This is a genomic window from Methanocella sp. MCL-LM, from assembly GCF_049676595.1.
Classification (GTDB): Archaea; Halobacteriota; Methanocellia; order Methanocellales; family Methanocellaceae; genus Methanocella_A.
In genome coordinates this window covers 2,720,617-2,746,901 of record NZ_CP187259.1, presented here as the reverse complement: position 1 = coordinate 2,746,901, position 26,285 = coordinate 2,720,617, and the positions used below count along the sequence as shown (strand labels likewise).

23 protein-coding genes are annotated in these 26,285 nt (G+C 53.9%); 5 read left to right on the top strand and 18 right to left on the bottom strand.

Features of this window, described 5'->3' with window-relative positions:
• Together ACPLPM_RS14020 and ACPLPM_RS14015 are read left to right on the top strand one after the other, a co-directional pair.
• Window positions 1-330, top strand: coding sequence for a hypothetical protein (locus ACPLPM_RS14020; protein WP_424357396.1), 330 nt, complete (start codon window positions 1-3; stop codon window positions 328-330).
• A 114-nt stretch (window positions 331-444) separates the two neighbouring features.
• Window positions 445-1,950, top strand: coding sequence for a tetratricopeptide repeat protein (locus ACPLPM_RS14015; RefSeq protein WP_424357395.1), 1,506 nt, complete (start codon window positions 445-447; stop codon window positions 1,948-1,950).
• Window positions 1,951-1,953: 3 nt separating this feature from the next.
• Here the strand turns inward: ACPLPM_RS14015 and ACPLPM_RS14010 are convergent, their stop codons facing one another.
• The 5 genes from ACPLPM_RS14010 to ACPLPM_RS13990 all read right to left on the bottom strand — a co-directional run bounded on the left by ACPLPM_RS14010 (window position 1,954) and on the right by ACPLPM_RS13990 (window position 7,620).
• The gene (locus ACPLPM_RS14010) at window positions 1,954-2,928 is read right to left on the bottom strand and encodes an ABC transporter ATP-binding protein (protein WP_424357394.1); all 975 of its coding nucleotides are present in this window, start codon (window positions 2,926-2,928) and stop codon (window positions 1,954-1,956) included.
• On the bottom strand, window positions 2,928-3,914 hold the full coding sequence (locus ACPLPM_RS14005) for an ABC transporter ATP-binding protein (RefSeq protein ID WP_424357393.1): 987 nt from the start codon (window positions 3,912-3,914) through the stop codon (window positions 2,928-2,930). Before ACPLPM_RS14005 ends, ACPLPM_RS14010 begins: the two co-directional genes overlap by 1 nt.
• A gap of 12 nt (window positions 3,915-3,926) precedes the next feature.
• On the bottom strand, window positions 3,927-4,853 hold the full coding sequence (locus tag ACPLPM_RS14000) for an ABC transporter permease (protein ID WP_424357392.1): 927 nt from the start codon (window positions 4,851-4,853) through the stop codon (window positions 3,927-3,929).
• A 5-nt stretch (window positions 4,854-4,858) separates the two neighbouring features.
• Window positions 4,859-5,872 (bottom strand): ABC transporter permease, encoded by a 1,014-nt coding sequence (locus ACPLPM_RS13995; RefSeq protein WP_424357391.1) that lies wholly within the window; start codon window positions 5,870-5,872, stop codon window positions 4,859-4,861.
• 83 nt (window positions 5,873-5,955) lie between these two features.
• Window positions 5,956-7,620 carry an ABC transporter substrate-binding protein gene (locus ACPLPM_RS13990; protein WP_424357390.1) on the bottom strand — a complete coding sequence of 555 codons (1,665 nt, stop codon included), beginning with the start codon at window positions 7,618-7,620 and terminating at the stop codon, window positions 5,956-5,958.
• Window positions 7,621-7,871: 251 nt separating this feature from the next.
• On the opposite strand from ACPLPM_RS13990, the gene thrC reads away from it, so the two are divergent.
• Entirely contained in the window at window positions 7,872-9,077 is a 1,206-nt protein-coding gene (gene thrC / locus ACPLPM_RS13985; RefSeq protein ID WP_424357389.1) for a threonine synthase, read from the top strand.
• Between the two features lie 1,159 nt (window positions 9,078-10,236).
• Here the strand turns inward: thrC and ACPLPM_RS13980 are convergent.
• Both ACPLPM_RS13980 and ACPLPM_RS13975 read right to left on the bottom strand, forming a co-directional pair.
• The gene (locus ACPLPM_RS13980) at window positions 10,237-12,642 is read right to left on the bottom strand and encodes a DUF835 domain-containing protein (RefSeq protein WP_424357388.1); all 2,406 of its coding nucleotides are present in this window, start codon (window positions 12,640-12,642) and stop codon (window positions 10,237-10,239) included.
• A 246-nt stretch (window positions 12,643-12,888) separates the two neighbouring features.
• Complete coding sequence (locus ACPLPM_RS13975) at window positions 12,889-13,518, bottom strand: DUF2284 domain-containing protein (protein WP_424357387.1); 630 nt, start codon at window positions 13,516-13,518, stop codon at window positions 12,889-12,891.
• Window positions 13,519-14,075: 557 nt separating this feature from the next.
• Here ACPLPM_RS13975 and ACPLPM_RS13970 point away from each other — a divergent pair.
• Entirely contained in the window at window positions 14,076-14,759 is a 684-nt protein-coding gene (locus tag ACPLPM_RS13970) for a DUF4013 domain-containing protein (RefSeq protein ID WP_424357386.1), read from the top strand.
• 177 nt (window positions 14,760-14,936) lie between these two features.
• Window positions 14,937-15,785, top strand: a complete 849-nt coding sequence (locus ACPLPM_RS13965; RefSeq protein WP_424357385.1) for a hypothetical protein — start codon at window positions 14,937-14,939, stop codon at window positions 15,783-15,785.
• A gap of 751 nt (window positions 15,786-16,536) precedes the next feature.
• Here the strand turns inward: ACPLPM_RS13965 and ACPLPM_RS13960 are convergent.
• From ACPLPM_RS13960 to ACPLPM_RS13910, 11 genes are all read right to left on the bottom strand, one after another.
• Window positions 16,537-17,700: a PQQ-dependent sugar dehydrogenase gene (locus tag ACPLPM_RS13960; RefSeq protein WP_424357384.1), complete on the bottom strand. Its 1,164-nt coding sequence runs from the start codon at window positions 17,698-17,700 to the stop codon at window positions 16,537-16,539.
• A gap of 2 nt (window positions 17,701-17,702) precedes the next feature.
• Complete coding sequence (locus ACPLPM_RS13955) at window positions 17,703-18,890, bottom strand: PQQ-dependent sugar dehydrogenase (RefSeq protein WP_424357383.1); 1,188 nt, start codon at window positions 18,888-18,890, stop codon at window positions 17,703-17,705.
• Window positions 18,891-19,016: 126 nt separating this feature from the next.
• Window positions 19,017-19,244 carry a hypothetical protein gene (locus ACPLPM_RS13950; protein WP_424357382.1) on the bottom strand — a complete coding sequence of 76 codons (228 nt, stop codon included), beginning with the start codon at window positions 19,242-19,244 and terminating at the stop codon, window positions 19,017-19,019.
• 20 nt (window positions 19,245-19,264) lie between these two features.
• Window positions 19,265-20,113, bottom strand: coding sequence for a HAMP domain-containing protein (locus tag ACPLPM_RS13945; protein WP_424357381.1), 849 nt, complete (start codon window positions 20,111-20,113; stop codon window positions 19,265-19,267).
• Window positions 20,114-20,400: 287 nt separating this feature from the next.
• Complete coding sequence (gene rpsJ / locus ACPLPM_RS13940; protein WP_424357380.1) at window positions 20,401-20,715, bottom strand: 30S ribosomal protein S10; 315 nt, start codon at window positions 20,713-20,715, stop codon at window positions 20,401-20,403.
• A 78-nt stretch (window positions 20,716-20,793) separates the two neighbouring features.
• A complete protein-coding gene (tuf, locus tag ACPLPM_RS13935) occupies window positions 20,794-22,074 on the bottom strand; it encodes a translation elongation factor EF-1 subunit alpha (RefSeq protein ID WP_424357379.1) in 1,281 nt (426 codons plus the stop codon).
• 161 nt (window positions 22,075-22,235) lie between these two features.
• Complete coding sequence (locus tag ACPLPM_RS13930) at window positions 22,236-24,434, bottom strand: elongation factor EF-2 (RefSeq protein WP_424357378.1); 2,199 nt, start codon at window positions 24,432-24,434, stop codon at window positions 22,236-22,238.
• A 35-nt stretch (window positions 24,435-24,469) separates the two neighbouring features.
• Complete coding sequence (locus ACPLPM_RS13925) at window positions 24,470-25,090, bottom strand: 30S ribosomal protein S7 (RefSeq protein ID WP_424357377.1); 621 nt, start codon at window positions 25,088-25,090, stop codon at window positions 24,470-24,472.
• Between the two features lie 4 nt (window positions 25,091-25,094).
• A complete protein-coding gene (locus tag ACPLPM_RS13920) occupies window positions 25,095-25,523 on the bottom strand; it encodes a 30S ribosomal protein S12 (protein ID WP_424357376.1) in 429 nt (142 codons plus the stop codon).
• A gap of 20 nt (window positions 25,524-25,543) precedes the next feature.
• Window positions 25,544-25,984, bottom strand: coding sequence for a NusA-like transcription termination signal-binding factor (locus ACPLPM_RS13915; protein WP_424357375.1), 441 nt, complete (start codon window positions 25,982-25,984; stop codon window positions 25,544-25,546).
• Window positions 25,977-26,282: a 50S ribosomal protein L30e gene (locus ACPLPM_RS13910; protein WP_424357374.1), complete on the bottom strand. Its 306-nt coding sequence runs from the start codon at window positions 26,280-26,282 to the stop codon at window positions 25,977-25,979. The genes ACPLPM_RS13915 and ACPLPM_RS13910 overlap by 8 nt, the downstream gene beginning before the upstream one ends.
• Window positions 26,283-26,285 lie beyond the last annotated feature (3 nt).

Sequence of the window (26,285 nt, the reverse complement as noted above, 5' to 3'; positions counted from 1 at the left end):
ATGTCCCAGTACAATGAACAACTATCTCTGGCCGAAAACTCTGTCAAGCGATCCAGGGGCCGCCCCGAGCTGCCTGAGGACGAGCGCAAAGCCCGGGCCACCTTCAGCATCACGAAGAAGACCCTCGACCGGTTTTACCAGGTTTGCGAAATCAACCACGGAGACTCGAACCGGATCGTCGAAGATTTCATGGCTAAGTACATAGACGAGTACGGTAACATCGAGATCATCCGCCAGCGCAGAGAGGAGCTTCTCAGGAAGCTGGAGGAGAACCGGAAGAAGCTGGATGACCTGGCAAAAAAGATGCCGCAAGGCAGCTCTGGGGACTAAGAATGGTTCTTACTTCAGCGTGCTTAAGGCGCGTCTGAACATTCCAATAGCTATTAATAGACAGCCTTCGTTGCTTATTGATCGGTTGATCTGGTACCGCCCGGAGGAATCTTTATGGGCCTGATTGAGTCTATCTTGAATAAGCCGGTTCTTCACTACCATAACGGAGAGCGGCTGGTCAAAAACGGGCAGCTACAGAGGGCTATCGAAGAGTTCAAAGAGTGTATCAAGATCGACCAGTCTTACGAGCCTGCGTACCTTGCCCTCGCCGATCTGTACTTTTCCTCCGGGGAAATTGACCAGGCCTTCAGCTACTACTCGGCAGCCCGGCAGAAATCTCCCGGCAAGCTCCATACCCGCTATCAGCTTGGCAAGTGCCACCTGAAAAAGGGGCAGTTTGACAATGCCATCGCCGAGTTCACGGAGTGCACCAAAATCGATGCAAAGTACTTCGAAGTATACGTCTGCCTGGGCTATGCCCTGTATAAAAAAGGCTCATATGGCGACGCAGTCAGCCAGTTTAGAAAAGGGATGGAGGTCAACCCCGACGACTTCAACATCCACTATCTCTGTGCCAGAGCTCTGATCAAGAACTGCCTGCTGAAAAACGCGGTCGTCGAGTTGCAGGATGCCGTCCGAATCAACTACCAGAGCGTGACCGCCCATCTGTTGCTGTGCGATGTCTACAAGCAGCTGAACCTGCTTGAGGAGGCGATCTGGGAGCTGAAGCTGGTGAACTCCTTCCACCCTGACAATCCTTACTACCACTATAACCTTGCCATGCTGTTCGAGAGCAAAAACCAGTACGGGGACGCAGTGGATGAATACAAGACCGCCATCGCCCTGAATCCAGGGGCGGCGGAGTTTTACTATCGCCTCGGGTCCGTGCTGGAGAAAAAAGGCATGGCGGAGGATGCTCTGATCATGGCCCGGAAGGCTGTGGAGATCAGCCCTGCGGACACTGCATACCACTGTTACCTGGGCAAGCTCCTCCATAAAAAAGAGCAGTACGACGAGGCTATCCGGTCGCTAAACGAAGCCATCCGCCTGAACCCGGACAATGCAGACGCTCACCTGGAGCTTTGTCAGGTCCTCAGCTACAAGGGCATGATCACCGGTCACGCCAACCGGGCCCTTATAGACGTGCGGGAGTCGGAAATCTACTATTCTATGGGCGCGCTCTGCCTCAAGAAGGGTAAGATCGACGAGGCGATCCAGAACTTGATCGAGGCTAACTCTATCAATCCCTACGACCCCAAGGTTCACAATAAGCTCGGAGAGGCATTGTACCAGAATGGCCGGCTGGACGAGGCTTTCGACGAGTTCAACATGGCTACCCGGCTCAACCCTGATCTGGCTGAAGCTCACCTCAACCTCGGGATCATCTACAGCCAGAAGCATCTGGCAGAAGAGGCGATCGCCGAATACCGGACTGCGATCAGGCTCGATCCGAAATGTTTCCTGGGGCATTTCTATCTTGCTGAGATGTATGATAAAAAAGGCTTGATAGACGTTGCGATCGTGGAGTATAAGGAAGCCTTAAACGTCAACCCCGGGCTGGAAGAAGCCCACGGTAACCTGGGGATGCTGCTAAAGAAAAAAGAGTTTTTAAAAATTTAAGGTTTACTTTTTATCCGTCAGGTGGCAGGCCACGAAATGCTCCCCGCCGATGTCCTTGAACTCGGGCTCGACCTTGTCGCAGATGTCCATCTTGTACCTGCACCTGGTGTGGAAGCGGCAGCCCTTGGGCGGGTTGATCGGTGTCGGGACATCGCCTTCGAGGATGATCCTCTGGGTCTTGATCGAGGGGTCGGGTACCGGTATGGCCGATAGTAGCGCCTGGGTGTAGGGGTGCATCGGCTTCGCAAACAGGTCGTCAGTCTTTGCAGACTCGACTATCTTTCCAAGGTACATAACCGCAACCCTGTCACTCAGGTACTTGACCACGATCAGGTTGTGGGATATGAACAGATATGTCAGGCCCAATTCTCTCTGGAGGTCCTCGAGCTTGTTCAGGATCTGCGACTGGACTGATACGTCCAGGGACGACGTTGGCTCGTCGAGGACGATGAATTTCGGGTTAAGTGCCAGAGCCCTGGCGATACCTATTCTCTGCCTCTGGCCACCGCTGAACTCGTGGGGATACCTGTTCGCGTGAGTCGGATTCAGGCCTACCGTTTCGAGAAGCTGGGCTACTTTTTTGTCCAGCTCTTCGCCCTTTTTCATGCCGTTGATGATGAGGGGCTCTGCGACGACGTCCTTGACGAGCATCCTGGGGTTTAGGGATGAGTTGGGGTCCTGGAACACGATTTGCATGTTCTGCCTCAGCTTCTGCATCTCCCTGGCTTTGTACTTCACGATATCGTCGCCCTGGAACAGGACCTGTCCGCTTGTCGGCTCGATCAGCCGGAGCATAGATCTGCCGACCGTGGTCTTGCCGCATCCACTTTCCCCTACGAGACCGAGTGTTTCGCCTTTTTTAATGTAGAAGCTGACCCCGTCTACTGCCTTGACGTTTTCGACCGTCTTCGAGAACACGCCGCCGTGGATCGGGAAATAGACCTTCAGGTCTTTGATCTCTATGAGTTTTTCCGTCATTATTTCAGCTCCGGCAGGTTATCGTATAAGTGACAGGCCACATAGTGTCCTGCTCCGATGTTTTTCAGCAGCGGCTTTTCTTGCTTGCAGATATCCATGCACTTGCTGCACCTCGGGTGGAACCTGCAGCCTGTGGGTGGCTGTATCAGGTTAGGTACGGAACCGGGGATGGTATCCAGCTTCTGACCGGCCGTCTGGCTGATCTTAGGAATAGATCCTATTAGTCCCGTGGTATACGGGTGCGACGGCTTATAGAAGATCGTATTGACGTCCGCCAGCTCGACGATCGTTCCAGCGTACATGACGCCTACCCTGTCGCATACGTCCGAGACTACACCCAGGTCGTGAGTGATCAGCAGAATCGACGTGCCTATCCTCTGCTTTAGATCCTTCATCAGCTCGAGGATCTGGGCCTGGATAGTCACGTCAAGAGCGGTCGTCGGCTCATCGGCGATCAGGAGGGCCGGGTTGCAGGCGAGCGCCATAGAAATCATCGCTCTCTGGAGCATGCCTCCCGAAAGTTCGTGCGGGTGGCTGTTCGCTACTCTTTCCGGGGCTGGTATGCCTGTGAAGGCCAGCATTTCGATAGCCTTCTTCCACGCAGCCTTCTGGTCCAGCTTCTGGTGGAGGATCAGGACTTCAGCGATCTGGCTGCCTATGGTAAAGACCGGGTTGAACGAGGTCATCGGCTCCTGGAAGATCATTGATATCTTGTTACCTCTGATAGTCCGCATTTCTTTTTCAGAAACCTTCAGGAGATCTTTACCATTAAAGACAATACTGCCTTCGTCGATCTTGCCGGGGTTCTGGATGAGCCGGATAAGCGACAGTGCTGTTACAGACTTTCCGCAACCTGTCTCACCCACGAGGCCCAGCGTCTCACCTTTGCAGATGTCGAGGTTGATACCGTCCAGTGCCTTGACCACACCCGAATAAGTGTAGAAGTTGGTCTTCAGGCCTTTGATACTGATTAATACTTCTGACATGGTTCAAACCTCCTATCTTCTCTGCCTCGGATCCAGGATATCTCTCAGGCCGTCGCCGAACAGGTTGAAGCCCAGACAGACGATCAGGATGGCAAGTCCCGGGAAAGTGGCCATCCATGGCTGGTTCAGCATATACGCTGCGCCCTCCGAGATCATCCTGCCCCACTCTGCCTGGCCCGGCTTTGCGCCGAAGCCTATGAAGCTCAGACCCGCAGCGACCAGGATGACGTTACCGAGGTCCATGGTTGCCTGCACGATGATGGGCGAAAAGCTGTTGGGGGCCAGGTGTTTCGTGATGATCCTGAAGTCGCTGGCTCCGATAGCTCTGGCAGCTTCTATGTACTTACGCTCTCTGATCGACAGTGCCTGTCCTCTTACCAGGCGAGCGTAGGCCGGCCACCAGACTATCGTCATAGCAAGCATGACGTTCTCGACACTCCTGCCCAGGAAAGCACAGATGACCATCGCCAGCACAAGGCTTGGGAAGGCCAGGAAGATGTCTGTGATCCTCATCATCAGCTCGTCGACCTTTCCGCCGTAGTAGCCTGAAATGGCGCCGACCAGCGTTCCTAAGATGATGGCGACCGACACGACCGAGAATCCAATGTATAGCGAGGTTCTGCTGCCGTATAAGATCCGGCTGAAGATATCTCCTCCCGTGTCGTCTGTGCCGAATATGTGCTTTTCACCCGGGGCCTGCTTGAGCTCTTTCCAGTTGCGCTCTTCGGCGCCATAGGGGGCGATGTAGGGGGCGAATATAGCCACCAGCAGGAACAGGACGATGATCAACAAGCCCAGCATTGCCAGAGGGCTTTTCCTGAACAGCCTGATAGAGTGTCTGATCTCCTTGATCCTGGACTCGTTTTTGTCGGACCAGTTCTTGATAATCGAGCCTTTCTTCTTCTGCCCTGTGATTACTTCTTGTGTTTCGACTGCCATGGTAATCACCCGAACTTGACCCTTGGGTCCAGATATGCGTATAATATGTCGACGATCAGGTTAGTGAACACGTAGATAACGACCACTAGTAACGTGAACCCCATGATTGAGGCAAAGTCCGTCGACGATATGGCCCTGACAGAGTATCTGCCAATGCCTGGCCACATGAAGATCGTTTCAGTGAGCACCGCACCGGACAGCAGTCCACCGAAGGCGAGGCCTGCCACCGTGGTGGTGGGTGTCAGCGCATTTCTTAGCGCGTGCTTGAAGATGACGGCTTTTTCTGAGAGCCCCTTTGCTCTCGCCGTCCTGATGAAGTCCTGGGTCATAGTTTCGAGCATGCTGGACCTCATCATTCTGGATATAATTGCCAGGTACGTGAAGGAGAGACAAAATGCAGGTAATAGCAAGTGTACCAGCACAATCCAGAAGGTGTTGATCTGTCCTGCCATGAGGCTGTCGATAAGGAATAGCCCCGTGACGTGGGGCGGTGGTGACATGGTTAACGGCAGCCTGCCGCCGAGTGGCAGCAAATCAAGCTGAAGATAGAATATGTATTGCAGGATCAGGCCGAACCAGAAAATGGGCACCGATACGCCAATAAGGCTGAAGAGCCTCACCAGGTGATCGGGAATTTTATCCTTCTTAATGGCCGAGATAATTCCCAGCGGAATACCGATCGCCAGGCACAGGAACATACTTACCAGCGTCAGCTCCAGCGTCGCCGGGAAGTACTGTGCCAAACATTCTGCTACAGCTCGTCCACCCTCGGATGCCGAATTGCCCAGATCCAGGTGTACAAGATCGTTTATGTAATATAGATATTGGATCGGCAGCGGATCATTCAGGTGGTGCTGTTCCATGATGATCGCACGTCTCTGCTCGGTAGTCTTATCGGTCACCCACGCTGCAGCCGGATCTCCTATCATATGTGATAGAGTAAACGTAATAAATGTGATTCCTATAAGGACGGGTATCAGTAATAGAAGCCGTCTAATAACGTAGTCTCTCAACTTCATAACATCACGTTTTCTCGATTTATTCCACCTCAAAAAATGCTAAAGTGGCTGTTACATGCTCTAACAGCCACTTTCCGTTCATCTTATTTATACATTGTGAAGTAGCGCAGGTGGCTGTCCATGGGGTTCCACTGATAGCCCTTGAGCTGCTTCGTGTGCACTTCAAACTCTACTGCCTGAGTCGACCAGATGTAAGCAGAGTCATTGTTAACACCGTTCGTAATCTCGGTGTACATTGCCGCCTGCTTAGCCGGATCGGTCTCGTACAGAGCCTCCTGGTAGATGGCGTCTATGGTCTCGTTCTTGTAGGAGACTTTGTCTGCATAGTAGCCTTCAGAGTAGCAGAATGGTCCGATGAAGTTGTCAGCGGACGGGTAGTCTGCCAGCCAGCCCAGGTAGAAGATGGGCAGTTCCTTTGCTCTGTTCTTTGCAGTGTAGGTCGGCCAGTCGAGCTCCTGGACATCGATGGTGATGCCGAGGTCGTACTTCTCGATCTGGTCTTTGAGCATCAGGCATGCCTGCTTGCGGTTGTCGTTACCCTCGTTGTAGTTCAGCACGATGGTGGTTGGGTTGCTCTTGTTGAAGCCGGCTTCCTGTAACAGGGCTTTTGCGTGCTCGGGATCATACTTCTGGTAGGGTAAGTTCGCGTTGAATCCGGGCAGACCCTCTGGGATCGGTCCGTTTACCCTCTTGCCGTAGCCGAGGCTGACATCGTTCAGGTAGCTCTCTGCGTCGAAGGACTCAATGAAGGCCTGCCTGACTCTCTTGTCCTGGAAGACCTTCTCCTTCTGGTTGAAGCCGATGTAGGTTACCGACAGGGTGCCGCGACCGGTCTCGAGGACGAGGTTGGACTCGTTCTTGATGTCGTTGGCGTAGGTGGTCGGAGCATAGATCAGGTCTGCTTCACCCTTCTTGATGGCGAGGAACCTGGTGTTCCAGTCGTCTACGTAGCGGATGATGACCTTGTCGTTCGCGGCCGGGGTGCCGTGGTAGTTGGCGTACTTGTCGAGGACAATCTTGTCCTTGCGGTCCCAGGAAGTCATGACGTACGGTCCGGTACCGCAGGTGTGGGAGGTCATCCAGGCGCTTTCCTCGTTGGCCTTGTATCCGCCGTTGGCCTGGTCATAGGTCGGGCTGATGATCGAGGCTGCGTAGAAGGACAGCACAGGTACGAATGCACCGTAGGGCTTCGTGAGCTTGAACTGGACAGTGGTCTCGTTGACAACGTGTACTGTGTCCAGCGCCAGGTAAGCCTGCTGGTCGGCATCGGTCTGGTTGGAGTTCATGTAGTCCAGACCGCCGGCGAGGAGCGGGGATATGCAGCTCTGCCAGGGGTCGAGGTTCATGATGACGCCTCTGTCGAAGGTGTACTTGACAGCGGATGCGTTGAAGGCAGTGCCATCGTGGAACGTGACGTTCTCCTTCAGGTAGAAGGTGTAGGTCAGGCCGTCCTCGGACATCTCCCAGGACTTGGCAAGAACGCCGACGGGCTTAGTTACGTCAGCGCCCTCGTAGTAGACGAGGGTTTCATAAACGTTCTGTAAAATCTCTCCGCCCGCGGACTCGTAGTCATATGCGGGGTCCAGGGACTCCGGCTCGCCTGCCACCATCGAAACGATGGTGATTGGTCCGGTAGTCTGGTTAGTTGGTGTGGGGGTTGGGGTAGTACATCCTGCAACTACAATAGCTACAATGGCTACAAGTAAGACAAGGAGAACTGAAAACTTCCTCCCAAATTGCTTATCCATAAATTTCACCTCTCTTGTTAATAAAAATGCCAGTATGCCTCTTTATAGCAACCGACAACTAAACTACCATATCTAACTTCATGTTACTTATTACTATCGGTTTTATCGCCCAATTTTATATATATAAGCGTTATATGGCATAAGATCGATTCTTTTTTAATATAATGACATAAAAAACTTGATTCCCGGCGCCTGCTGATCAAGCAAAAACTTTAATGCGCTGTGGACTATTGTATTGTCCGGAGAACTCCATGTATCATCTCGAATGTATTCGTTGCGGGGCCAAGTACCCGCGGGACGAAATCATTTATACCTGTCCTAAGTGCGACGGCCTGCTGGACGTCGTGTACGACTATTCTCAGATCAAGCTCACCAGGGACGACCTGAAGGGGCCCTTATCCGTCTGGAAGTACAAGGCTTTGCTGCCTGTCAGCGGAGAGCCTGTCTCGTTGAAGGAGGGCGGCACCCCTGTCTATCACATCAAAGCTATTGGCAAAGAAATTGGTATGGCTGATGCTCACGTCAAGCATGAGGGCATGAACCCGAGCGGCTCGTTCAAGGACCGCGGCATGACTGTGGGTGTGTCCAAGGCGCTCGAGCTCGGCATGAAGAGCGTCGCCTGCGCGTCCACCGGCAACACCTCTGCCTCGCTGGCCGTATACGGTGCCCGGGCAGGCATCCCTGTTATCGTCCTGCTTCCCCAGGGCAAAGTGGCGCTGGGCAAGGTTGCCCAGGCGCTGATGCACGGCTCCAAAGTCATCAGCATCAAGGGCAACTTCGACGACGCTCTCCGCCTCGTCCGGGAGATGTGCATCGAGTACGGCATCTACCTGCTCAACTCGATCAACCCGTACAGGCTGGAAGGCCAGAAGACTATCGGCTTCGAGATCGTGGACTACTTCAACTGGGAAGTCCCCGACCGGATCATCCTGCCGGTGGGCAACGCGGGCAACATCACCGCCATCTACAAAGGCCTCAACGAGATGAAGAAGCTGGGCATCATCGACCGCATACCCATGATGACCGCCATCCAGGCCGAAGGCAGCGCACCCATCGTCAAGGCGATCAAGGCCGGCGCTAAGGACATCGTCCCTGAGTCCAACCCTGAGACAGTCGCCACCGCTATCAGGATCGGCGACCCGGTGAACGCAGTGAAGGCCCTCAACGCCATCCGCAGCTCCGGCGGCGCCGCCGAGACTGTCACTGACGACGAAATCCTGGCCGCCCAGAAGATGCTTGCCATGAAAGAAGGCATCGGCGTCGAGCCGGCATCCGCCGCCTCCGTCGCAGGCCTCATCAAGCTCCGCAACATGGGCGTCATCGCCAAAGACGAGCGGGTCGTCTGCGTGACCACCGGGCACCTCCTCAAGGACCCCGAGACCGTCATCAAGATGTGCGACAAGCCCCTCGAGGTTGACGCTACTAAAGAAGCTATAAAGAACGTTATGGGCTGGTAGATTACCAGCTCTATCACTTATTATCAAATTTTTAATAGGGCGAAAACTGCAGACGATCGCTGCGTTATGGCCGAATAGACTCAGTCCCTTATAAGTGGCGTCACAGATTCCCAGATGTCCAGTATTCCCATGCTTGTTTGGCTTGTGGTTGTTGGGCTGCCGGGTGCTCAGCCATTGCATGGGCTCTCGTGGGTAGCACGAAGACACAAAAATCCTTTTTAGAGAGACGCAAAGTGCTCGAAGGCTCTAAGTTCACGGCTAAATCCCGAATTGCACTAAGACACCGGTTAAAGCTCGAAGGACACTAATACACGGTTTAAGAACACGAACAAGTTCCGCGAAATCACTAAGCCACCAAGTTAAGACAAACAACCGTATCGCCTTACTCCTGCCACGACTACTCCAGCCATGCGGCTGTACAATATAGTCGTTTCTAGAATTTGTGAAGGTCGAGAACCCCGTATATAATGATAATCGTTTCTGGAATGTATCGGATATGCTGGAATGGTTAACACGACGGACACAACGTACACGACGGACACGACGTTATTCGAATATGATCAGATAGCCAGCCAATCTAAGTAAACGTCGTGTACGTCGTGGCCGTAGTGTACGTTGTGTTTACCGATCTGGCATCTGCCCAAAAGTTCCAAGAATAATCGTAATCAGGATACGGGTAACGATGGCAACCTCTTCATCAACTGTGTTTTAGTTTGGTGTCTTTGGGTATTCGTGCCACTTGTTCGTGTTTTTAGACCGTGCCCTTCGTGCATTTTGTCGATTAATAGTGATTTCGTGCAGTTCGTGTTTTAGCCGTGCATCTTAGAGTGTTAGTGTTTTAGTGTCCCTCTAAAAAAATAGTTTAGTGTCTTCGTGCTACCCACGTAAACCCGAGCAAGGCAGTAACACCAGACCACCGATACCTGAGCCACTATTCTTTTGTCGGAACTGATCTGGGAAAACTATGGCCTGAGCGAGTCGCTCGGTTCTTTGTTGTAAAAATACAGTTTTTATTTTATCGTTATGATTTGTTGAGGCCAGTACGCCATCACAGTGCGCTTCGCGCACATACAATGCAAACCATCGCCCTTTTAAAATAGATGTCGCGGGGGAACTTTTCAGTAAGTTCCCCCGGCTATTTTCCCCCATCTGATAATAGTCAGTTTACTTTAAATTCCGTCATCTCTGTCAGCAGCAGGTGTAGCTGTCTTTTATCCAGCGCCTGGGTGTCGATGCAGAACATCGCGCAGCAGTTGCTTACCATGACCTGATCGTTCAGGAACTGGGCGAACTTCAGCATCGTGTCGAAACCATTGCGGGCAATGAGGTATTCCATGCCATCGAGCATTAATGTTCCGTTGCTGCCACTTTCAATGAATTCTGACACGATTGCGGTCAGGCTGTTGATGTGGTTGATCTTCGTGATGTTTTCCCCGGGGGCATCGCAGTTGCTCAGCCATATGGTCGGCGTCTCTTTCAGCCCGTATTTGTCCCGGATCAGCTTCGGACACAGGCGGGATATGCACAGGCCCTGGCTGTCCCGTTTTACCTGATCTGCGAAGATATCCATGTGATAGTCTATCTTCTGCTTATCTATGAGGTATACTACTCCTTTCTTAAAACGGTATTCCTGATCCGGGTCATGCCGGTCAGATGATACGGGCACTATTTTCAGGCCGGATACAGTCGTCAGATCTTTGAGCGTGATGATCAGGCTGTTGTCCGAATCCGGGGACGGAAGCCTGGCTGTGGAAATGTTCAGCTTTACCGTGGAATCATCGCCGGCCCGGAACTCTCTGACATAGCTCTGGCATGGCTTGATGTTGATGTTTGATCCGGGCTGGAGGATTGCAGAGATGTGCTTACCTGTCACTTCGGAGGCTGCGTACTTCAGCAAGCGTGAGGCCTGTCTGTTGAAGGTGCAAATATTCCCGGATGAGTTAGTGGTCAGTATGCCGTCAGGAGCTTCCTCTATGATATCTGTCAGATGGCTGTTCTGCTTCAATAATTTGTTGTACTGTAGCGCGCAGTCGATGACCGTGCCGAGATGAGAGCCGATGCTGGTCAGCCTTGTGGCGTAGCTCTGATCCCATCTGCTGCCGGAGGAGGAATCCTCCTGATCCAGATAGTAGAATGCCATCATGCCTACCCTGCGGGCCATGGATTTAAGGGGTACGAGGATTAGCTGTCCCTGTCCGGGGCCGGGCTCCATCCATTCGTCGAGGTCTGCCACTTTTACAGCGACCTCTCCCGATCCGGCCAGGTCTTGAAGGGTGGTCTCCTGGGTGAAACGTGCCGGTGCTGCTTCCTCAGTTGCACAGGCCGTCAGTCTTAGTACTCCCGGCCTGCTCCCGTCTTCGATGTATACAGCGCCCGCGCTCGCGGAGATCAGGCTGTTTGTCTGCTCCAGCACCTGGCCGAACATCTCTCTCAGGTCCCGGTACTGGCTGATCGTCGAAGATATGGAGTACATCGCCTGCAGCTCGTAGTTTTTGGCGTCCAGTTCCTCGGTGGCAGCCCGGCGATCTGTGATATCGTAGACAAAGCTGATGTGGCCGGAAATCCGCCCTTCGCCATCCCTGCAGGGGCGGCAGACCTCCATCATCCACCGGAATACCTTATCGGCCCTGCGCAGCCGGTAGACGCATTCGAACTCCTCTCCTCCGGCTTCCCGGAATGCCCGCAGCCTACGTCCCAGGTCCGCCGGGTGCACGCAGGACTGCCAGCCGTCATCCAAATCCTGCGCCTGGCTCCTCCCTGTAAAGGCCGCCCAGTTCTGGTTAAAGTATACGCCTTTGCCGTCGCAGTCAGAGCGCAGGATGAGCCCCGGGAAACTCTCCAGCAACCTGGCGTTCAGGTCGGCGGAGTCCTGTAGGGCTGCCAGTGCTTTTCTGTTCTCGGTCACATCCCGGAGGCTGCCTATGAAGCCAGTGGTGGTTTCACTGCCGCTGTATGCCGGAGCCACCCGCAGCTCCAGGATTCTCTTATTCTCTTTCCCATCAGGTACCTCGATGTCTCTGATCACCGGCTTGTTCTCGGCGACTGCCTGCCGGAAAACTGCAACTGTCTCGTTACCCCCTGCACTATCCAGGCTGCCACCCGGAGCGCAGCCTGTGATATCGGCAGCCGCAGGACTGATGTATATCAGCTTTCCCTCCCGGTCTGCCACCATTACTCCGTCGTCCAAAGTCGAGGCAATATTGTGAAGCTTCTCCTCAGACCGCCCTGTCAAATATAGTAGCTTCTTCTTCCTGTCCGCGGGAACGCTGATAACTGCAGCGACTACTGCGTACATCGCCGCCTGAAACAGGTCCGGCAAAGCCAGATGGCCGCCTGTCAACCATGTGATAGTCACTCCTGTCAGCCCGTACAGCAGGGCCAGTATTACTCCTTTCCTGCCATTCCACAGGCTGGCGAGGGTAATCGGTATGAAAAACAGCTGGGCAAATATGCTGTTAAAACCTGTGTGGATAGTAGTCAGAGCAAGCAAGATAAAGGTCATAGCGAGAGCAATGTAGATCGCTGATTCTTTCCATCCGTCGATCTTACAGCTCTCTAATTCCATACAGCCACCAGGTCTGAAAGCGAACGCTAAATAATTATCAATCAACCTTTCGGCCCCATAACGGTCTTAATAGGTTAGATTGTAGCGTATTTTTGAGTAATCGCTTTTGATATGGATTATATGGGTATCATATTAAATATAACCTACTTAATACTCAATTAGTAATTGTGTATCTCATTTTAACATTTGCAAAAACAGTAGTATCTTCTATGTACCCGGGTCTTCGAAACTTTGGGCAATAGTCTCTCATTCCAGCAACAGCATGGATATCATCGATACCGTGTCGTCGCCTTTGAGCACGTTCTGGCCCCTCAGGCGCCCGCTCCACCCGGCAGCCTCTACGAGGCCCCGGACATTGATACCGCAGGCTTCAAGCGATGGTCGCGCGATCTGCGGATACTTGCAGGAAGTACGCCCGCTCTCTGCCCCGCACACATCGCAGCCCGGGCAATGATTCAATCCAAAAACAAAAGCCTTGTGACGCCCGTTTAAAAATGCATAGCGCTCCAGCCGCAGGAACGCGTCCCAGGCAGCGGTAACTCCATCCTGCGTAATCTGCATATCCGCTTCCCTGTTATAGCCGGGCACGTCGTATCTTAGCAGAAACGCAGTAGTGTATTCTCCTATGATCGCCCGGGTACGGGATGGCTCCGGGCTGTAGGGCGGACATATAAAGCGCTTTCCGTAATTCGGGCAGCCATACTGGCACTTCAACAGCACCCACTCCTCTACCGGCACGTCAATGGTAGAAATCCGGGTGATGTCCGTAAACCCCAGTTCCTGGGCCAGGCTTTTCAGGCCCTGATCAAAGTCGTCGCTCAACGTCCCGTATAACACGATGAGATTCTGGCAGGCCGCTATTTCTAGGTTCTTCAAAATGATGGTGGAAGTGGTTTTCAGCACCGAATTTCGGGCGGGGCAAGAACAGTGAACCAACCAGACGATCGCTGCGCTGTGCCAGATCACAGATTACGACAGATGCCACAGATTGCACAGATGACGATTTTAGATAAAAGGAATAACGTGAGCCCTTTTCATTTGGATTATCGATTAGCATCTGTGCAATCTGAGCAATCTGTCGTAATCTGTGATCCTGGCACAGCACAGCGATCGTCCACGCGCACGAGCACAGAGACAACCCAGTTTAGAGTAGCAGAGTAATCAGAAGCCAGCACAGCGCAGCGTTCGTGTACGTTCACGATCTCATAAGCCACATCCTGCGAGTATCCGGTAATCTGTAACAGGCACAGCGCAGCGTTCCTATTTCTTCCCGGCTATCTGGCAACAGGTTGTCTCGTAGCATTTGCTAAAACTGGTCAAATAGCGGTTTTAGATATTACATATCCTCAATAGATGCAAAAGCTTTATATGTATGTAATTACACTATGTACCTATGTTGAATAGGTATATCAATAAGAAAAGGTGTATCAACAATGGAAAATGAAGGATTCATCGACACGATGATCAATTCGCTAAAATACAGTGTATCAGACTTAGGCGCACTCTTCTGGGGCGGCATCATGGGCATCCTGTGCCTGCTCCTGGTCGGCATCCCGTTCATGCTCGGGTACACATTCAGATGCTTCCGGAACCTGCTCAGGGGCGATAACAAGCTGCCAGCGTGGGACGACTGGGGCACAATGCTCAAAGACGGCATTATCGCCATCGCCATCTCTCTCGTATACGGGCTGATCGGTGGTATTCTGTACGTCCTCGTGATGCCCTTCTTCCTGGTCGGGGGCATGTTCGAGAGCAACCTTATGATCCTCCTGGGCGTCCTTGTGGCGGTGCCAGTCTTCCTCATCGAGGTAGCGCTGAGCCTGCTCATCTATATCTCCTGGATGGAGTACGCAGTCTCCGGAGACCTGGCCAGGGCCATCAACCCGGTGAACGGGCTGAGGCTGATCGCCGCAAATCCCCTGGGCTACATCCTTGCGCTGGTGGCGCTGTTCATCGTCGGGCTCGTCATATCCATCCCCTCGGTGCTGATCATCACCATCCCATGGGTCATGTTCGCCACCTACGTGGCAAACGCGTACATCTACGCCCGGTTCTACCAGGACACGGCCAGGCCTCAGGCAGGCAGCCCGCCGGCAATTCCGGCGGCTACCGCCTGAATTTTTTAAAAGCTGAACTACAGCTGAACTATCAACCATATATCTGGCAGATGGAGCGGTAACCTCCCCGCCCATCCGCCCATCCCCACTACAATACTATCACTTTTTGTTGAGCGATCGTCAGAAAAGCTTTATCCGCATGTACGGATGATCATCTGCTTGTACAGATGACCTTACATGAAAATACCCGTACGTCTCCTCACGCTATTCCTTATAGTGCTGCTGGCCGCAGCATCGGCTAACTGTATTCAAAAGCTGCAACCTGCGACCTCGACCCCGACAGCTACGCCGACTGATGTACCTACGCCGACTCCAGTGCCGACTTATGTTTCCCCGCACCAGTTCTCCACCGAGGAAGCGTTCGCCCTCGGGAATATTGCCCTGGACAATCCGTATGTGCAGAAGCGCTGTATCAGCGTGGGCTGGCGGGACATCTCCAACGTACCCGTCAAAGTGGCTGATGTACTCTACATGCCCGTCCACGAAAAAGCGCCCGGGTACGACGTGGTCAGGTCGCTCCCCGCAGTCGTCATCGCGGTGGGCAACGCGAGCCAGGCAGGTATCAACGTCATCGCCTACCTGGACAACAACCGGGTCGCCTATATTGGCTTCCTCCCCCGGGCAGGCGTCAACGCCACAGGCGCTACATATTATTCCACGGAGCGTGGAGTCGGCGAGCGTATCCCCGGCCATAGTGCCGACCGCATGTACGAAAACGTGACCGTACTCGACACCGGCTACGTCCAGGGGCAGAACATCAGTCAGGAGGAAGACATGGTCATTCGCTCCATTGCAGTCGGCAACCAATCCGTGAAGAAGCTCATCCAGGACCGAGCCTACATAGTGCAAAACGTATCTATCTACGCCAGCGAGAGCGGCTACCCCGACCGGTACATCAAAGCCTACCCCATGGTGACCTTCGAAGTCAGGGAAGGCGGCAGCCTGGTCGACACCTTCGACGTCCTCGTAGACGGGCGCAACGGCAGAGTCCTGGGGATATCGCACAAATCTCCCTACGAGTATTGATTTCAGCATAACCCGGGCAGCAATGCGACCGTGTGAGATACGATAACAAGATCATTTTTTCTAACCACGGCGGCACGGCGGCACGGCGACACGGGGACAAATGGAGATACGCTAACAGGATCAAATATTTGAACCACGGCGGCACGGTGACACGGAGACCGTGCGGGAAACGACAACTGGGTAAGTTTTCTAACCACGGCGGCACTGCGACACGGCGATAACTCGTACCCGAGTAGCAAGGCTCTTTTTTATGATCCACGGCGGCACGGAGGGTAGGGAGTATGGAGACAAACACCTTATCCGGTATACTGATGCTAAACCTGATAATATTCAAAGGAGTGGTGAAGCTTTCAGGCCTTATATCTGATACACAGGTTGAAAGGATTGGATGGTAAGCAGCTCTTGGTTAATGCACTGTCTCCGTGCCGCCGTGGACTGAAAAAGAGTTCACTATTAACAGTTTGCCATCGTCTCTGTGTCGCTGTGCCGCCGTGGTTCCAGTTACCATTCGGCTTGTCGTGGATCGCATTGTCTCCGTGCCGCCGTGCCGCCGTGGTTAGAACCTCTAATATCCAGTTGTAAGGATAAAGAGCTGTGCCGCCGTGGTTCCAGTTACCATTCGGCTTGTCGTGGATCGCATTGTCTCCGTGCCGCCGTGCCGCCGTGGTTAGAACCTCTAATATCCAGTTGTAAGGATAAAGAGCTGTGCCGCCGTGGTGGACTTTCAGTCTACACGGCGACAAGATATTATCTAACCATTGTAGGTAATGCGGTAGATCACTCCGGCCGCATCATCGGATACAAGCATTGATCCGTCGGGCATGACGAGTACGTCGACTGGCCTGCCCCAGGCTTTATCACCCTGGAGCCAGCCTTCAGCGAAGGTGGTCCAGTTCGCCGCTTTTCCGTCTGTGACATTTACCAGTGTGATCCTGTACCCGATGGGTGTGTCTCTGTTCCAGGAGCCGTGTTCGGCGATGAAGATCTGGCCGTCGTATTCGGCGGGGAACATATCTCCTGAGTAGAACTTCATGCCCAGGGCTGCGGTGTGTGCATCCAGCTCGATCACCGGGAGGGTGTAATCTGAGGCATTGTGCCCTTTGCCGAACTCCGGGTCCATGGTGGTCATACCGTGGACGTACGGGTAGCCGAAATGCAGGCCCTGCCGGGGTGCCATGTTCAGCTCGTCGGGCGGCACGTCGTTGCCCATCCAGTCCCTGCCGTTGTCGGTAAACCAGAGTGTGCCCGTTTCGTCCCAGTCGAAGCCTACTGTATTGCGAATGCCTCTGGCAAAGACCTCGAAGCCGGTGCCGTCCGGGTTCAGCCGGGTCATGGACGCGTACGGGTCACCTGGATTGCATATGTCGCAGGGCGCTCCTACAGGCACGTAGAGCCTGCCATCCGGCCCGAAGGCGATGTACTTCCATCCATGCCACTCGTCATCCGGGTAATCGTCGTAAACGACGACTGGCTTCGGAGGATTATCCAGCCTGGCATCGATGTCTTCGAACCGGAGGATGCGGCTGATTTCTGCCACATAGAGTGAACCGTTCCTGTACGCTACCCCGTTGGGCATGCTCAGGCCCTCGGCGATCATGTACACCTTATCCGCCTTGCCGTCCCTGTCGAGGTCCCGGACTGCATACACTTTTCCCTCTGTGCGAGTACCGACGTACACAGTGCCGTCGGGGCCGAGAGTCATCTGCCGGGCATTAGGGAGGTCATCAGCGTATACGTCAATTGAGAAACCAGGGGGTAGCTTAATCTGGCTTAGCTGAAGGTTGGCATCTACTGTCATCTGCCCGTTGTTTCGGTTGCCCCCTACTAGCTGGAGCCCTGCCAGCAGCAATACTAATACAATTATTAGCGCTGCCGCTGATATGCCTAAAACCTTCCATATGCCAACTTTTGTCATTGTCATGTACCTCCCTTGTGATCATATGCGATCCGATAGATCACGCCCGCCCTGTCGTCCGATACCAGCATCGAGCCATCGGGCCTGATCAGCAGGTCTACCGGTCTGCCCCAGGCTTTACCGTCCTGCAGCCAGCCTTCGGCGAATACCGTGCGGCCAGTAACCTTCCTGCTGGCGTTCAGCGTGACCAGCTCAATCCGATAGCCTTCGGGTTTAAATTGATCAAGCGATCCGTGCTCCGAAATGAACATCTGGTTCCTGTACTCATCCGGGAACCTGTCGCCGGTGTAAAACTTGAGCCCCAGAGGAGCTACGTGTGGCGGCAGATCTATTTCGGGCGGTGTCAGCAGCGAACGATTGTACTTCAGGCCGTGTTCCGGGTCGACGAAGCTCGAGCCGTGGACGTAGGGGTAGCCGAAGTGAATGCCCGCCTCGGGTGCACTGTTCAGCTCGTCCGCAGGAAGACTGTCATTCAGGCTGTTGTGGCCGTTCTCGACGAACCACAAATAGCCGGTTAGGGGATCCCAGTCCAGCCCCAGGGTATTACGGACTCCGCTGGCGAAGACTTCGAGGCCCGTACCGTCGGGATTCACCCTCATAATGGACGAGTACAGCGGGTCTTCGGGAGTGGCGATCACATCTACCGGTGCTCCGACAGGAATATAGAGCATTCCATCCGGCCCGAACCGGATGTGTTTCCAGGCATGTTCGGGGGTCTCAGGGAACCCGGAAATGACCATTACCGGCGGTGGAACCTCCTCCAGTCTGCTGTCGATATCGTCGTACCTTAGTACCCGCTCTACTTCTGCCACGTAGAGCGAGCCATTTCTGAACTCAACGCCAGCCGGCTGTTTCAACCCGGATGCAATGGTGATCACACCGTCAGCAATGCCATCCTTGTTCGCATCAGGTATGGCATACACTTTACCCGGGTGCCTGGTCCCGACAAATAGCGTGCCGTTTGGGCTGAGGGCCATTTGCCTTGCGCCGGTTACCTTTTCGGCATAAACTTCGATAGAGAAGCCCGGAGGAAGCCTGATTTGGTCGAGGGGCAGGCTCGTGTCCGAAAGTACCACTGATTTTTTAGAAACTGGGGTACCAACATACGTGTATGCAAGGGCAACCAGAGCTGCCAGTAAGAAGATCGGTACGATGATCAGGATAAACTTTTCACAGCTGTTGCGTCTCACCTGATAGCCACACTCCGGAAGGCGTTGCTGGTACTACCTTTAAACCAGAGTCGGAATATGCTGGTATATCGCTTTGGGCTGCTATACGCAAAAAATTCTAATAAATGTAGAAAAAATAAGGCAGAGTTAAAGCTTTTTGATTTTCTCCGAAAGCTCCGCTGCCCTTTTCTTATCAATAAGCAGGCCGGCTGATATGCCCACCCACTTAGCCAGCTCGGGCAGATGCGCCTTTTCGAGGCTTGCGAACTCAAGGCCGTTCAGGTGATGCTTCGTCTGCCTCTCGAGGAAGGCCAGAGATGAAGGCCCAATATAGTCGATCGTGAGTTTTAATACCTTATCTGACAGGATGCTCATCTTGTCGATCCCCCCGAGCCTTATGATTTGATCTCGGGGGCAGTCTCAGTCTTATGGGCAGCCTCTTCTTCTCTCATCATCCTTTCGAACTTGATGCTCGCTACCATCCGGCTGAACGACTCTGCCAGATCGCCGACTTCGTCTCTCCTGTTAACGTCCACGACTACGTCCATGTCTCCCTTGCTGACCTTTTCAGCCTGTCGGTTTAGCTTGTTGATATCTCTCATGATGGTGGCCACGAAGTAGCCGACAATCGCCGCTGCGATTAACACTGAGATGCCGATGATGACGTAGATGGTATTACCTATGAATTCCTGCTGCTGGATGACCCGATCGCTGGCCATATCCACGCCGACGATGCCGACGACATTGCCACTACCATCCTTGATCGGGGCGTAGCCTGACAGAACTGTTCCCCACTCGTCGGTGGTGAACTCCTTGTCCGCGCTGAGGCCGGAGAAGCCGGCCAGAAGTTCAGAGTTGGCCTCATACAAGTCGCCAATCTTCGCAGCGTCTGCATCAGTACCGTAGTCGGCGTCAACGGCAAACTCTACGGCCTCGCCGTTCTTGCGCATGATATATATGTACTTGATATCCGGATTGATCGCTCTCATCGCTTCGAGCTGGTCCCGGATCTGGGTGAACGCGGCAGTGGTCTCGTCCCCGGGCTTTAGTGCAGCAACCGCAGTACTGTTGATCTGCGTGGCAGCAACGCCTGCGACGGACTGTAATTCATCCTGCATTCTCTCCTTCAGCGCGTTCTTGGTCTCGTTGTATGTGTAGAAGAAGGTCATCGACGATACGATGAGAATCAAGAGTATGAAGCTCACCGTGAGCTTGGTAACAAGGCTGTTATATATTTTGGTCAATCTACCACCAGATTTAATTGCAGATCGTTTCAATCGAATAGTAAATAATAATTTTGTTAATAAAAGGTAATTTCGAGTCACAGATTTCACTGAATGTCGAAGCGATTACACAGATTGAACCATATCAGGAGTTAATATCTGTGTGATCTTTAAGACAATCCGTGAAATCTGTGACCTTAAAAACAAGTAGGATGGGGTTAAATTAACCCCTGTGAAAACGACCCTTATTTTGTAAGGGCATAATGGAGGTGATGAAATATCCTTGGTGAAGGATACTTCTCTCTGTTTCAGTCCTTGAGGACGATTTCGATGTTAATGTCCTTGGGCACCTGAATGCGCATGAGCTGCCTGAGGGCGCGCTCGTCTGCGTCGATGTCGATGAGCCTCTTGTGGACACGCATCTCCCAGTGTTCCCAGGTTGCAGTGCCTTCACCGCTGGGGCTCTTCCTCGAGGGAACTACGAGCCTGCGAGTCGGCAGTGGTACCGGGCCGGAAATGCTGACGCCCGTCTTCTCGGCGATCTTCTTGACCTGGCCGCAGACGTCATCCAGCTTAGTCGGGCTGGTGCCGGACAGTCTTATCCTTGCTTTCTGGTTAGCCATGTTTGTCACCTATGATAATAATGGAGGAGGGCAATAAGATTGCCCTAGGCAATAAAGTTTACCCTCCTATGTAGTCGCTTATTTCGGCGTGATGTCCATGACTACGCCAGCAGCTACGGTCTGGCCCATGTCACGGATTGCGAACCTGCCGAGCTGCGGGATCTCCTTGACCTTCTCGATGACGAGAGGCCTGGTCGGCCTGATCAGGACGATTGCCGCGTCACCAGTCTTGATGAAGGGCGGGTTCTGCTCCTTGACACCACCGGTCTTGGGGTCCAGGGTGGCGAGGATCTGGGTCAGCGTGCAGGCGACCTGGGCTGTGTGGCAGTGGAACACCGGGGTGTAGCCTGCGGTGATGGCCGAGGGGTGCTGGAGCACGACGACCTGTGCCTTGAACTCGATGGCTACAGTCGGCTGCTTGTCTACGTGGCCGCATACGTCGCCACGGCGAATGAGGTTCTTGTCGATACCCCTGACGTTGAAGCCGATGTTGTCACCGGGCAGTGCCTGGGGGATTTCCTCGTGGTGCATCTCGATGGACTTAACTTCACCAGCGTGACCGACACCGTCGATGCCGGGCCTGAAGATGATCTTGTCACCCTTCTTCATGATGCCAGTTTCGACACGGCCCACGGGCACTACGCCGATACCGGAGATGGTGTACACATCCTGGATGGGCACACGCAGCGGGAGCTGGGTGGGCTTCTCGGGCTCCTTGAGGGCGTTGAGCGCCTCGAGGATGGTGACTCCGTTGTACCACTTGGTGTCATCGGAGTGCTTGGAGATGTTGGTGCCCTTAAAGGCCGAGGTCGGGATGAAGGGGATTGCCTCGGGCTTGAAGCCGATCATCTTAAGGATCTTGCTGACTTCAGCCTTGACTTCCTCATACCTCTTCTGGTCGTAGTTGATCGCGTCCATCTTGTTGACGGCGACCATGAGCTGGCTGATGCCGAGGGTCTTGGACAGGAAGATGTGTTCCTTGGTCTGCTGCATGACACCATCCGGTGCTGCGCAGACGAGGATTGCGGCGTCTGCCTGGGATGCGCCAGTGATCATGTTCTTAACGAAGTCCCTGTGGCCCGGGCAGTCCACGACGGTGAAGTAGAACTTCTCGGTGTCGAACCTGCGGTGAGCGATATCGATAGTGATACCTCTCTCCCTCTCTTCCTTCAGAGAGTCCATAACCCATGCGAACTCGAAGGTTGCCTTACCCTTGGTCTCAGCTTCCTTCCTGTACTGCTCGATAATGTGTGCCGGTACGGCACCGGTCTCGAACAATAACCTGCCGACAAGGGTGGACTTGCCGTGGTCAATGTGTCCGATGACTGCTAAGTTTATGTGTGGCTTTGTTGCTGCCATATTATATCCTCCAAATATTGAACGTCAAGTTTACTTGCAATCGTAAAGGCATTTGTTGTTTTTATACCTTTCGACTCTTTCCGCTGCCGTCTCACTCGAGTGGGTTTGCATTTCCTCATTCGAGGAAATGCATGTTTCCTCACCCGAGTAAGGGGGCTTCCTCACTCGAGGAAGTCGGACGGCCTCGGGATTTCTGCCTTCAGACCCTTCCTCTTGCGGATGTCGATCACGATCTGGTTCTGCAGGTTCTGCGGGAGCGGGAAGAAGCCGAGGAACTCGGTATTCCACATCGCCCTGCCTTCGGTCGCGCCGCGGATGTCGCCCGCGAAACCGAACAGCTCTGCAACTGGTGCGCTGCCCTCGATGACCGAGAGGTCGCCTTCCGACTTCATGTCGAGGATCGTGCCGCGCCTGCCCTGAATTTCACGGACTGCAGAGCCCATGTGGACCTGCGGAACGCTGACGAAGACCTTCTGGACGGGTTCCAGCAGAGTCGGCTGTGCGGACAGTACTGCGCCCTGGACAGCGGCTCTCATTGCGGGGATAACCTGAGCGGGGCCTCTGTGGACCGCGTCTTCGTGGAGCTTTACATCGTGGAGCTTGATCAGAACGCCCTGAGCCGGCTCTCTTGCGAGCGGACCGTTCTTCAGTGCCTCTTCCATACCCTCGATGATCAGTTCCATGGTTTCTTTCAGGTACTGGATACCCTTGGTCACATCGATGAGCATGTTGGTGCCGTAGACGTGGGTAACGCCCTTAGCTGCATCCTTGTCCATGCCCAGTTCGATGAGCTTGTTACGCCTGTCCATTTCCATCATGTTCATGGAGAAGTCGCCGCTCTTGATTGCGTCAAAGATGGGCTGAGGCATGGGCTCTACAGTAATATAGAACCTGTTGTGCTTGTTCGGGGACTTACCTTCGATTGGTCCTGCGAACTGGCCGATGGTCTCACGGTACACGACGATGGGTGGCGAGGTGATGACGTCGATGCCTCTGTCCCTGGTGATCCTCGACTTGGTGACGACTTCAAGGTGAAGTTCGCCCATGCCGGAGATCAGGTGTTCGCCAGTCTCTTCGTTGATGTCTACCTTAACCGTCGGGTCTTCCTTGGCGACCTGCCTCAGAGCCTCGACCAGCTTCGGAAGGTCCTTCATGTTCTTGGCCTCTACAGCCACAGTCATGACGGGCTCAGACACGTGCTTGATCGCTTCGAAAGGCGTCATTTCCCTGACAGTGGAACCGGTGGAGCCTACGATGGCGTTCCTGAGGCCGGTGACTGCTGCAATGTTGCCTGCGGGGATCTTCTCGACTTCCATCCTCTCTGCACCCATGGTGATGGCTACAGACTGGACCCTGTCAGTGGCGGCGGTGCCGGAGATAAACAGTTCCTGGCCTCTCTGGAGAGTGCCTGCGAACAGCCTGCCTACGGATACTTCGCCTGCGTGGGGGTCGGTCAGGATCTTCGTTACCATGAAGACGATCTCTTCGTTCGGGTTGCAGGTCATGAGGTCCTTGCCGACCTTGGATTCCTTGTCGCCCTTCCAGATGACCGGGATACGTTGCTTCTGGGCCTCGAGCGGGGTGGGCAGGTGGTGGACGACTGCGTCGAGCAGCACTGCGTGGAGCGGGGACTTCGCCGAGAGCTCCTTCATGTTGCCTGCCTTACAGTAGTCGTAGACCTCGTTGAAGCCGACACCGGTGCTCTTCATGGACGGTACGGAGACGGCCCACTTGTACAGCGCGGAACCGAAGCAGACGTTGCCCTTGACGGCATCCAGCTTCAGGTTATTCTTCTCGTAGTTCTCCGGGGACATGTTCTTGATCAGCTTGTTGACGTGGTCGATGACCTTGCCGAGCCTGATGGGCATGTCCTTCTTCTCGATCTTGAGCTCGTTGATAAGCCTGTCTACCTTGTTGATGAACAGGATGGGCCTGACATTCTCACGGAGCGCCTGACGCAGAACCGTCTCGGTCTGGGGCATGGTGCCCTCGACTGCGTCTACGACGACGACTGCGCCGTCGACTGCTCTCATGGCTCTCGTAACGTCGCCGCCGAAGTCCACGTGGCCCGGGGTGTCGATCAGGTTAATAAGATATTCTTCCCCGCCGACCTCGTGCACCATCGAGACGTTGGCTGCGTTGATCGTGATGCCTCTGGCCTGCTCTTCCTCGTCGAAGTCCATGAACAGCTGCTTGCCTGCGAGATCCATGGAGATCATGCCCGAGCCTCCGAGCAGGTTGTCGGATAATGTTGTCTTGCCGTGGTCGATGTGGGCGCAGATACCGATGTTCCGGATCTTCTCCGGCTTGTCCATCAGGTCCTTGACCCTCTCGACCATCTTCTTTCCTCTAGTCGCCATTGTGAATCCTCAATAGTGAAAAAGAAGGCAGAGCCTTACCTGGCTGCCTTCGCAACTCTCTCCTTTTCGTCCTTCTTGCCGACCGAGTAGCTCTTCACGTCGCCCTTGGAGGCAGCGATCAGCTCGTCTGCGAGAGCGCTCTCGATGGACTTCTTGGACTTGAACGATGCCTTCTCCGCACCCGCGCAAATGAACATGAGCGCCTGGTCGACTCTCCTCATCGGAGCCGTGTCGACCGACTTGGGCACGTTGATGCCACCGTACTTGAGCCTGACCGTTTCCTCTCTCGGGCCGGCGTTCTCGATGGCGTCTACGAGCACCTGGACCGGGTTCTGCTTGGTCCTGGTGGCGATGATCTCGAACGAGTCGCGGACGATGCCGTAGCACTTGGTCTTCTCGCCGGTGTTGATCTCGTTGCGCATCAGCTTGTTGATGAGGCGCTCGACGATGGGCATGTCTGCCTTCTTGAACTGGCGGAAAGCGGATTTGCCGCCGGTGTGCGGTACGACTATGGGCTTGAGGTTGATGTACCTCTTGACGCTGGGGTCCTTGATCTGGACCTGGGTCATGTCGTACTTGCCGAAGAGCAGCAGGTTGTTGTGGTAGCTGTTCTCTACGTTGTTAGTAGTAGTGGTTTCGATGGTTTCTTCTGCCATGCTCTTACCTCAGGGGCTTGTCTCTCTTTCCGGCAACCATTTCCTCGAGCGATACGTCGTTTACCTTGAATACTCTGAAACGAACGCCCGGAATGTCACCGTACGATCCACCCATCCGGCCGCCGATGCCTTCGATGGTCACTTCGTCGTGCTCGTCGATGAAGTTGATCGCACCGTCACCGGGGCAGAAAGCGGTGATCTGTCTGCCGTTCTTGATGAGCTGAATCCTGATGCACTTACGGATAGCGGAGTTCGGCTGCTTGGCCTCTACACCGATCTTCTCGAGGACGATGCCCTTTGCCTGAGGTGCGCCCTCCAGGGGGTCGGCCTTTTCGTCTAACCGCAGTACACGGCGGGCGTAATCCCTGTCACCCCACCTGTATAGTTTTCTGTCGTGCGTGAGCTTGCGACATGCAAATTTTCCCATTCCCATGATCTTGTCTCCTGATCTGCTTACTTCTGGTTGTTGATGACGACATCGTCCAGTTTGTGATGCCTCTGCGCCAGCAGTTTCACCTTAAGGATATTCCTGCCGTTCTTGCCTATCGCCAGCCCCTTATCCTTGGTTGCTATGTCCACGATGGCAATGCTGCGGTCTCCCTTTGTAGATATCGCTACGTTCTTTACCGCCGCCGGCTGGAACAGGTTGCGGATGAACTCCCTGGGATCCTCAGAGTACTCAATGACTTCGATGTGCCTACCAATCTGTTTCTTGACCCTGTTGATGTTGTTACCATTTTTACCGATGGCCAGGCCCATGTCTCCGGTCTTCACTACGAATACTATCTTGGTATCGTCGTCTACCAGCAGACAGTCCTTGGCGTGCGCTCCGGTCGTCGACTCGAAGAGCGCGATGTATTGCATCGTCTCGGTGGTAAAGGTAACATCAGGCACTCTTTACACCTCTGGCTAACGCCATGATGTCAGAGTCGCCCGGCTCGAGTACAGTGATGGCGGAGACTACATAGGGCTTACCGCAGATGGGGCCCATGTCTACGCTCATGCCCGTGAACTCATACATCGGGATGTTCGATTCCTTGATCTGCTTCTTCACGTCGTCGGGACAGTTGGTGGCCACAATGACAAGTTTCGCTACTCCGCGTTTGCTTGCTTTGACGGCTTGCTTGGTCCCTACGAGGACCTTGCCAGTCCTTACGACGCTTCTCAGTGACTTGTCGAGATCTATTTCCATATT

Coding starts and splice junctions, on each gene's coding strand:
- ACPLPM_RS14020 (WP_424357396.1), top strand. CDS start 1: ATGTCCCAGTACAATGAACAACTATCTCTGGCCGAAAACTCTGTCAAG.
- ACPLPM_RS14015 (WP_424357395.1), top strand. CDS start 445: ATGGGCCTGATTGAGTCTATCTTGAATAAGCCGGTTCTTCACTACCAT.
- ACPLPM_RS14010 (WP_424357394.1), bottom strand. CDS start 2,928: ATGACGGAAAAACTCATAGAGATCAAAGACCTGAAGGTCTATTTCCCG.
- ACPLPM_RS14005 (WP_424357393.1), bottom strand. CDS start 3,914: ATGTCAGAAGTATTAATCAGTATCAAAGGCCTGAAGACCAACTTCTAC.
- ACPLPM_RS14000 (WP_424357392.1), bottom strand. CDS start 4,853: ATGGCAGTCGAAACACAAGAAGTAATCACAGGGCAGAAGAAGAAAGGC.
- ACPLPM_RS13995 (WP_424357391.1), bottom strand. CDS start 5,872: ATGAAGTTGAGAGACTACGTTATTAGACGGCTTCTATTACTGATACCC.
- ACPLPM_RS13990 (WP_424357390.1), bottom strand. CDS start 7,620: ATGGATAAGCAATTTGGGAGGAAGTTTTCAGTTCTCCTTGTCTTACTT.
- thrC (WP_424357389.1), top strand. CDS start 7,872: ATGTATCATCTCGAATGTATTCGTTGCGGGGCCAAGTACCCGCGGGAC.
- ACPLPM_RS13980 (WP_424357388.1), bottom strand. CDS start 12,642: ATGGAATTAGAGAGCTGTAAGATCGACGGATGGAAAGAATCAGCGATC.
- ACPLPM_RS13970 (WP_424357386.1), top strand. CDS start 14,076: ATGGAAAATGAAGGATTCATCGACACGATGATCAATTCGCTAAAATAC.
- ACPLPM_RS13965 (WP_424357385.1), top strand. CDS start 14,937: ATGAAAATACCCGTACGTCTCCTCACGCTATTCCTTATAGTGCTGCTG.
- ACPLPM_RS13960 (WP_424357384.1), bottom strand. CDS start 17,700: ATGACAAAAGTTGGCATATGGAAGGTTTTAGGCATATCAGCGGCAGCG.
- ACPLPM_RS13950 (WP_424357382.1), bottom strand. CDS start 19,244: ATGAGCATCCTGTCAGATAAGGTATTAAAACTCACGATCGACTATATT.
- rpsJ (WP_424357380.1), bottom strand. CDS start 20,715: ATGGCTAACCAGAAAGCAAGGATAAGACTGTCCGGCACCAGCCCGACT.
- tuf (WP_424357379.1), bottom strand. CDS start 22,074: ATGGCAGCAACAAAGCCACACATAAACTTAGCAGTCATCGGACACATT.
- ACPLPM_RS13930 (WP_424357378.1), bottom strand. CDS start 24,434: ATGGCGACTAGAGGAAAGAAGATGGTCGAGAGGGTCAAGGACCTGATG.
- ACPLPM_RS13925 (WP_424357377.1), bottom strand. CDS start 25,090: ATGGCAGAAGAAACCATCGAAACCACTACTACTAACAACGTAGAGAAC.
- ACPLPM_RS13920 (WP_424357376.1), bottom strand. CDS start 25,523: ATGGGAATGGGAAAATTTGCATGTCGCAAGCTCACGCACGACAGAAAA.
- ACPLPM_RS13910 (WP_424357374.1), bottom strand. CDS start 26,282: ATGGAAATAGATCTCGACAAGTCACTGAGAAGCGTCGTAAGGACTGGC.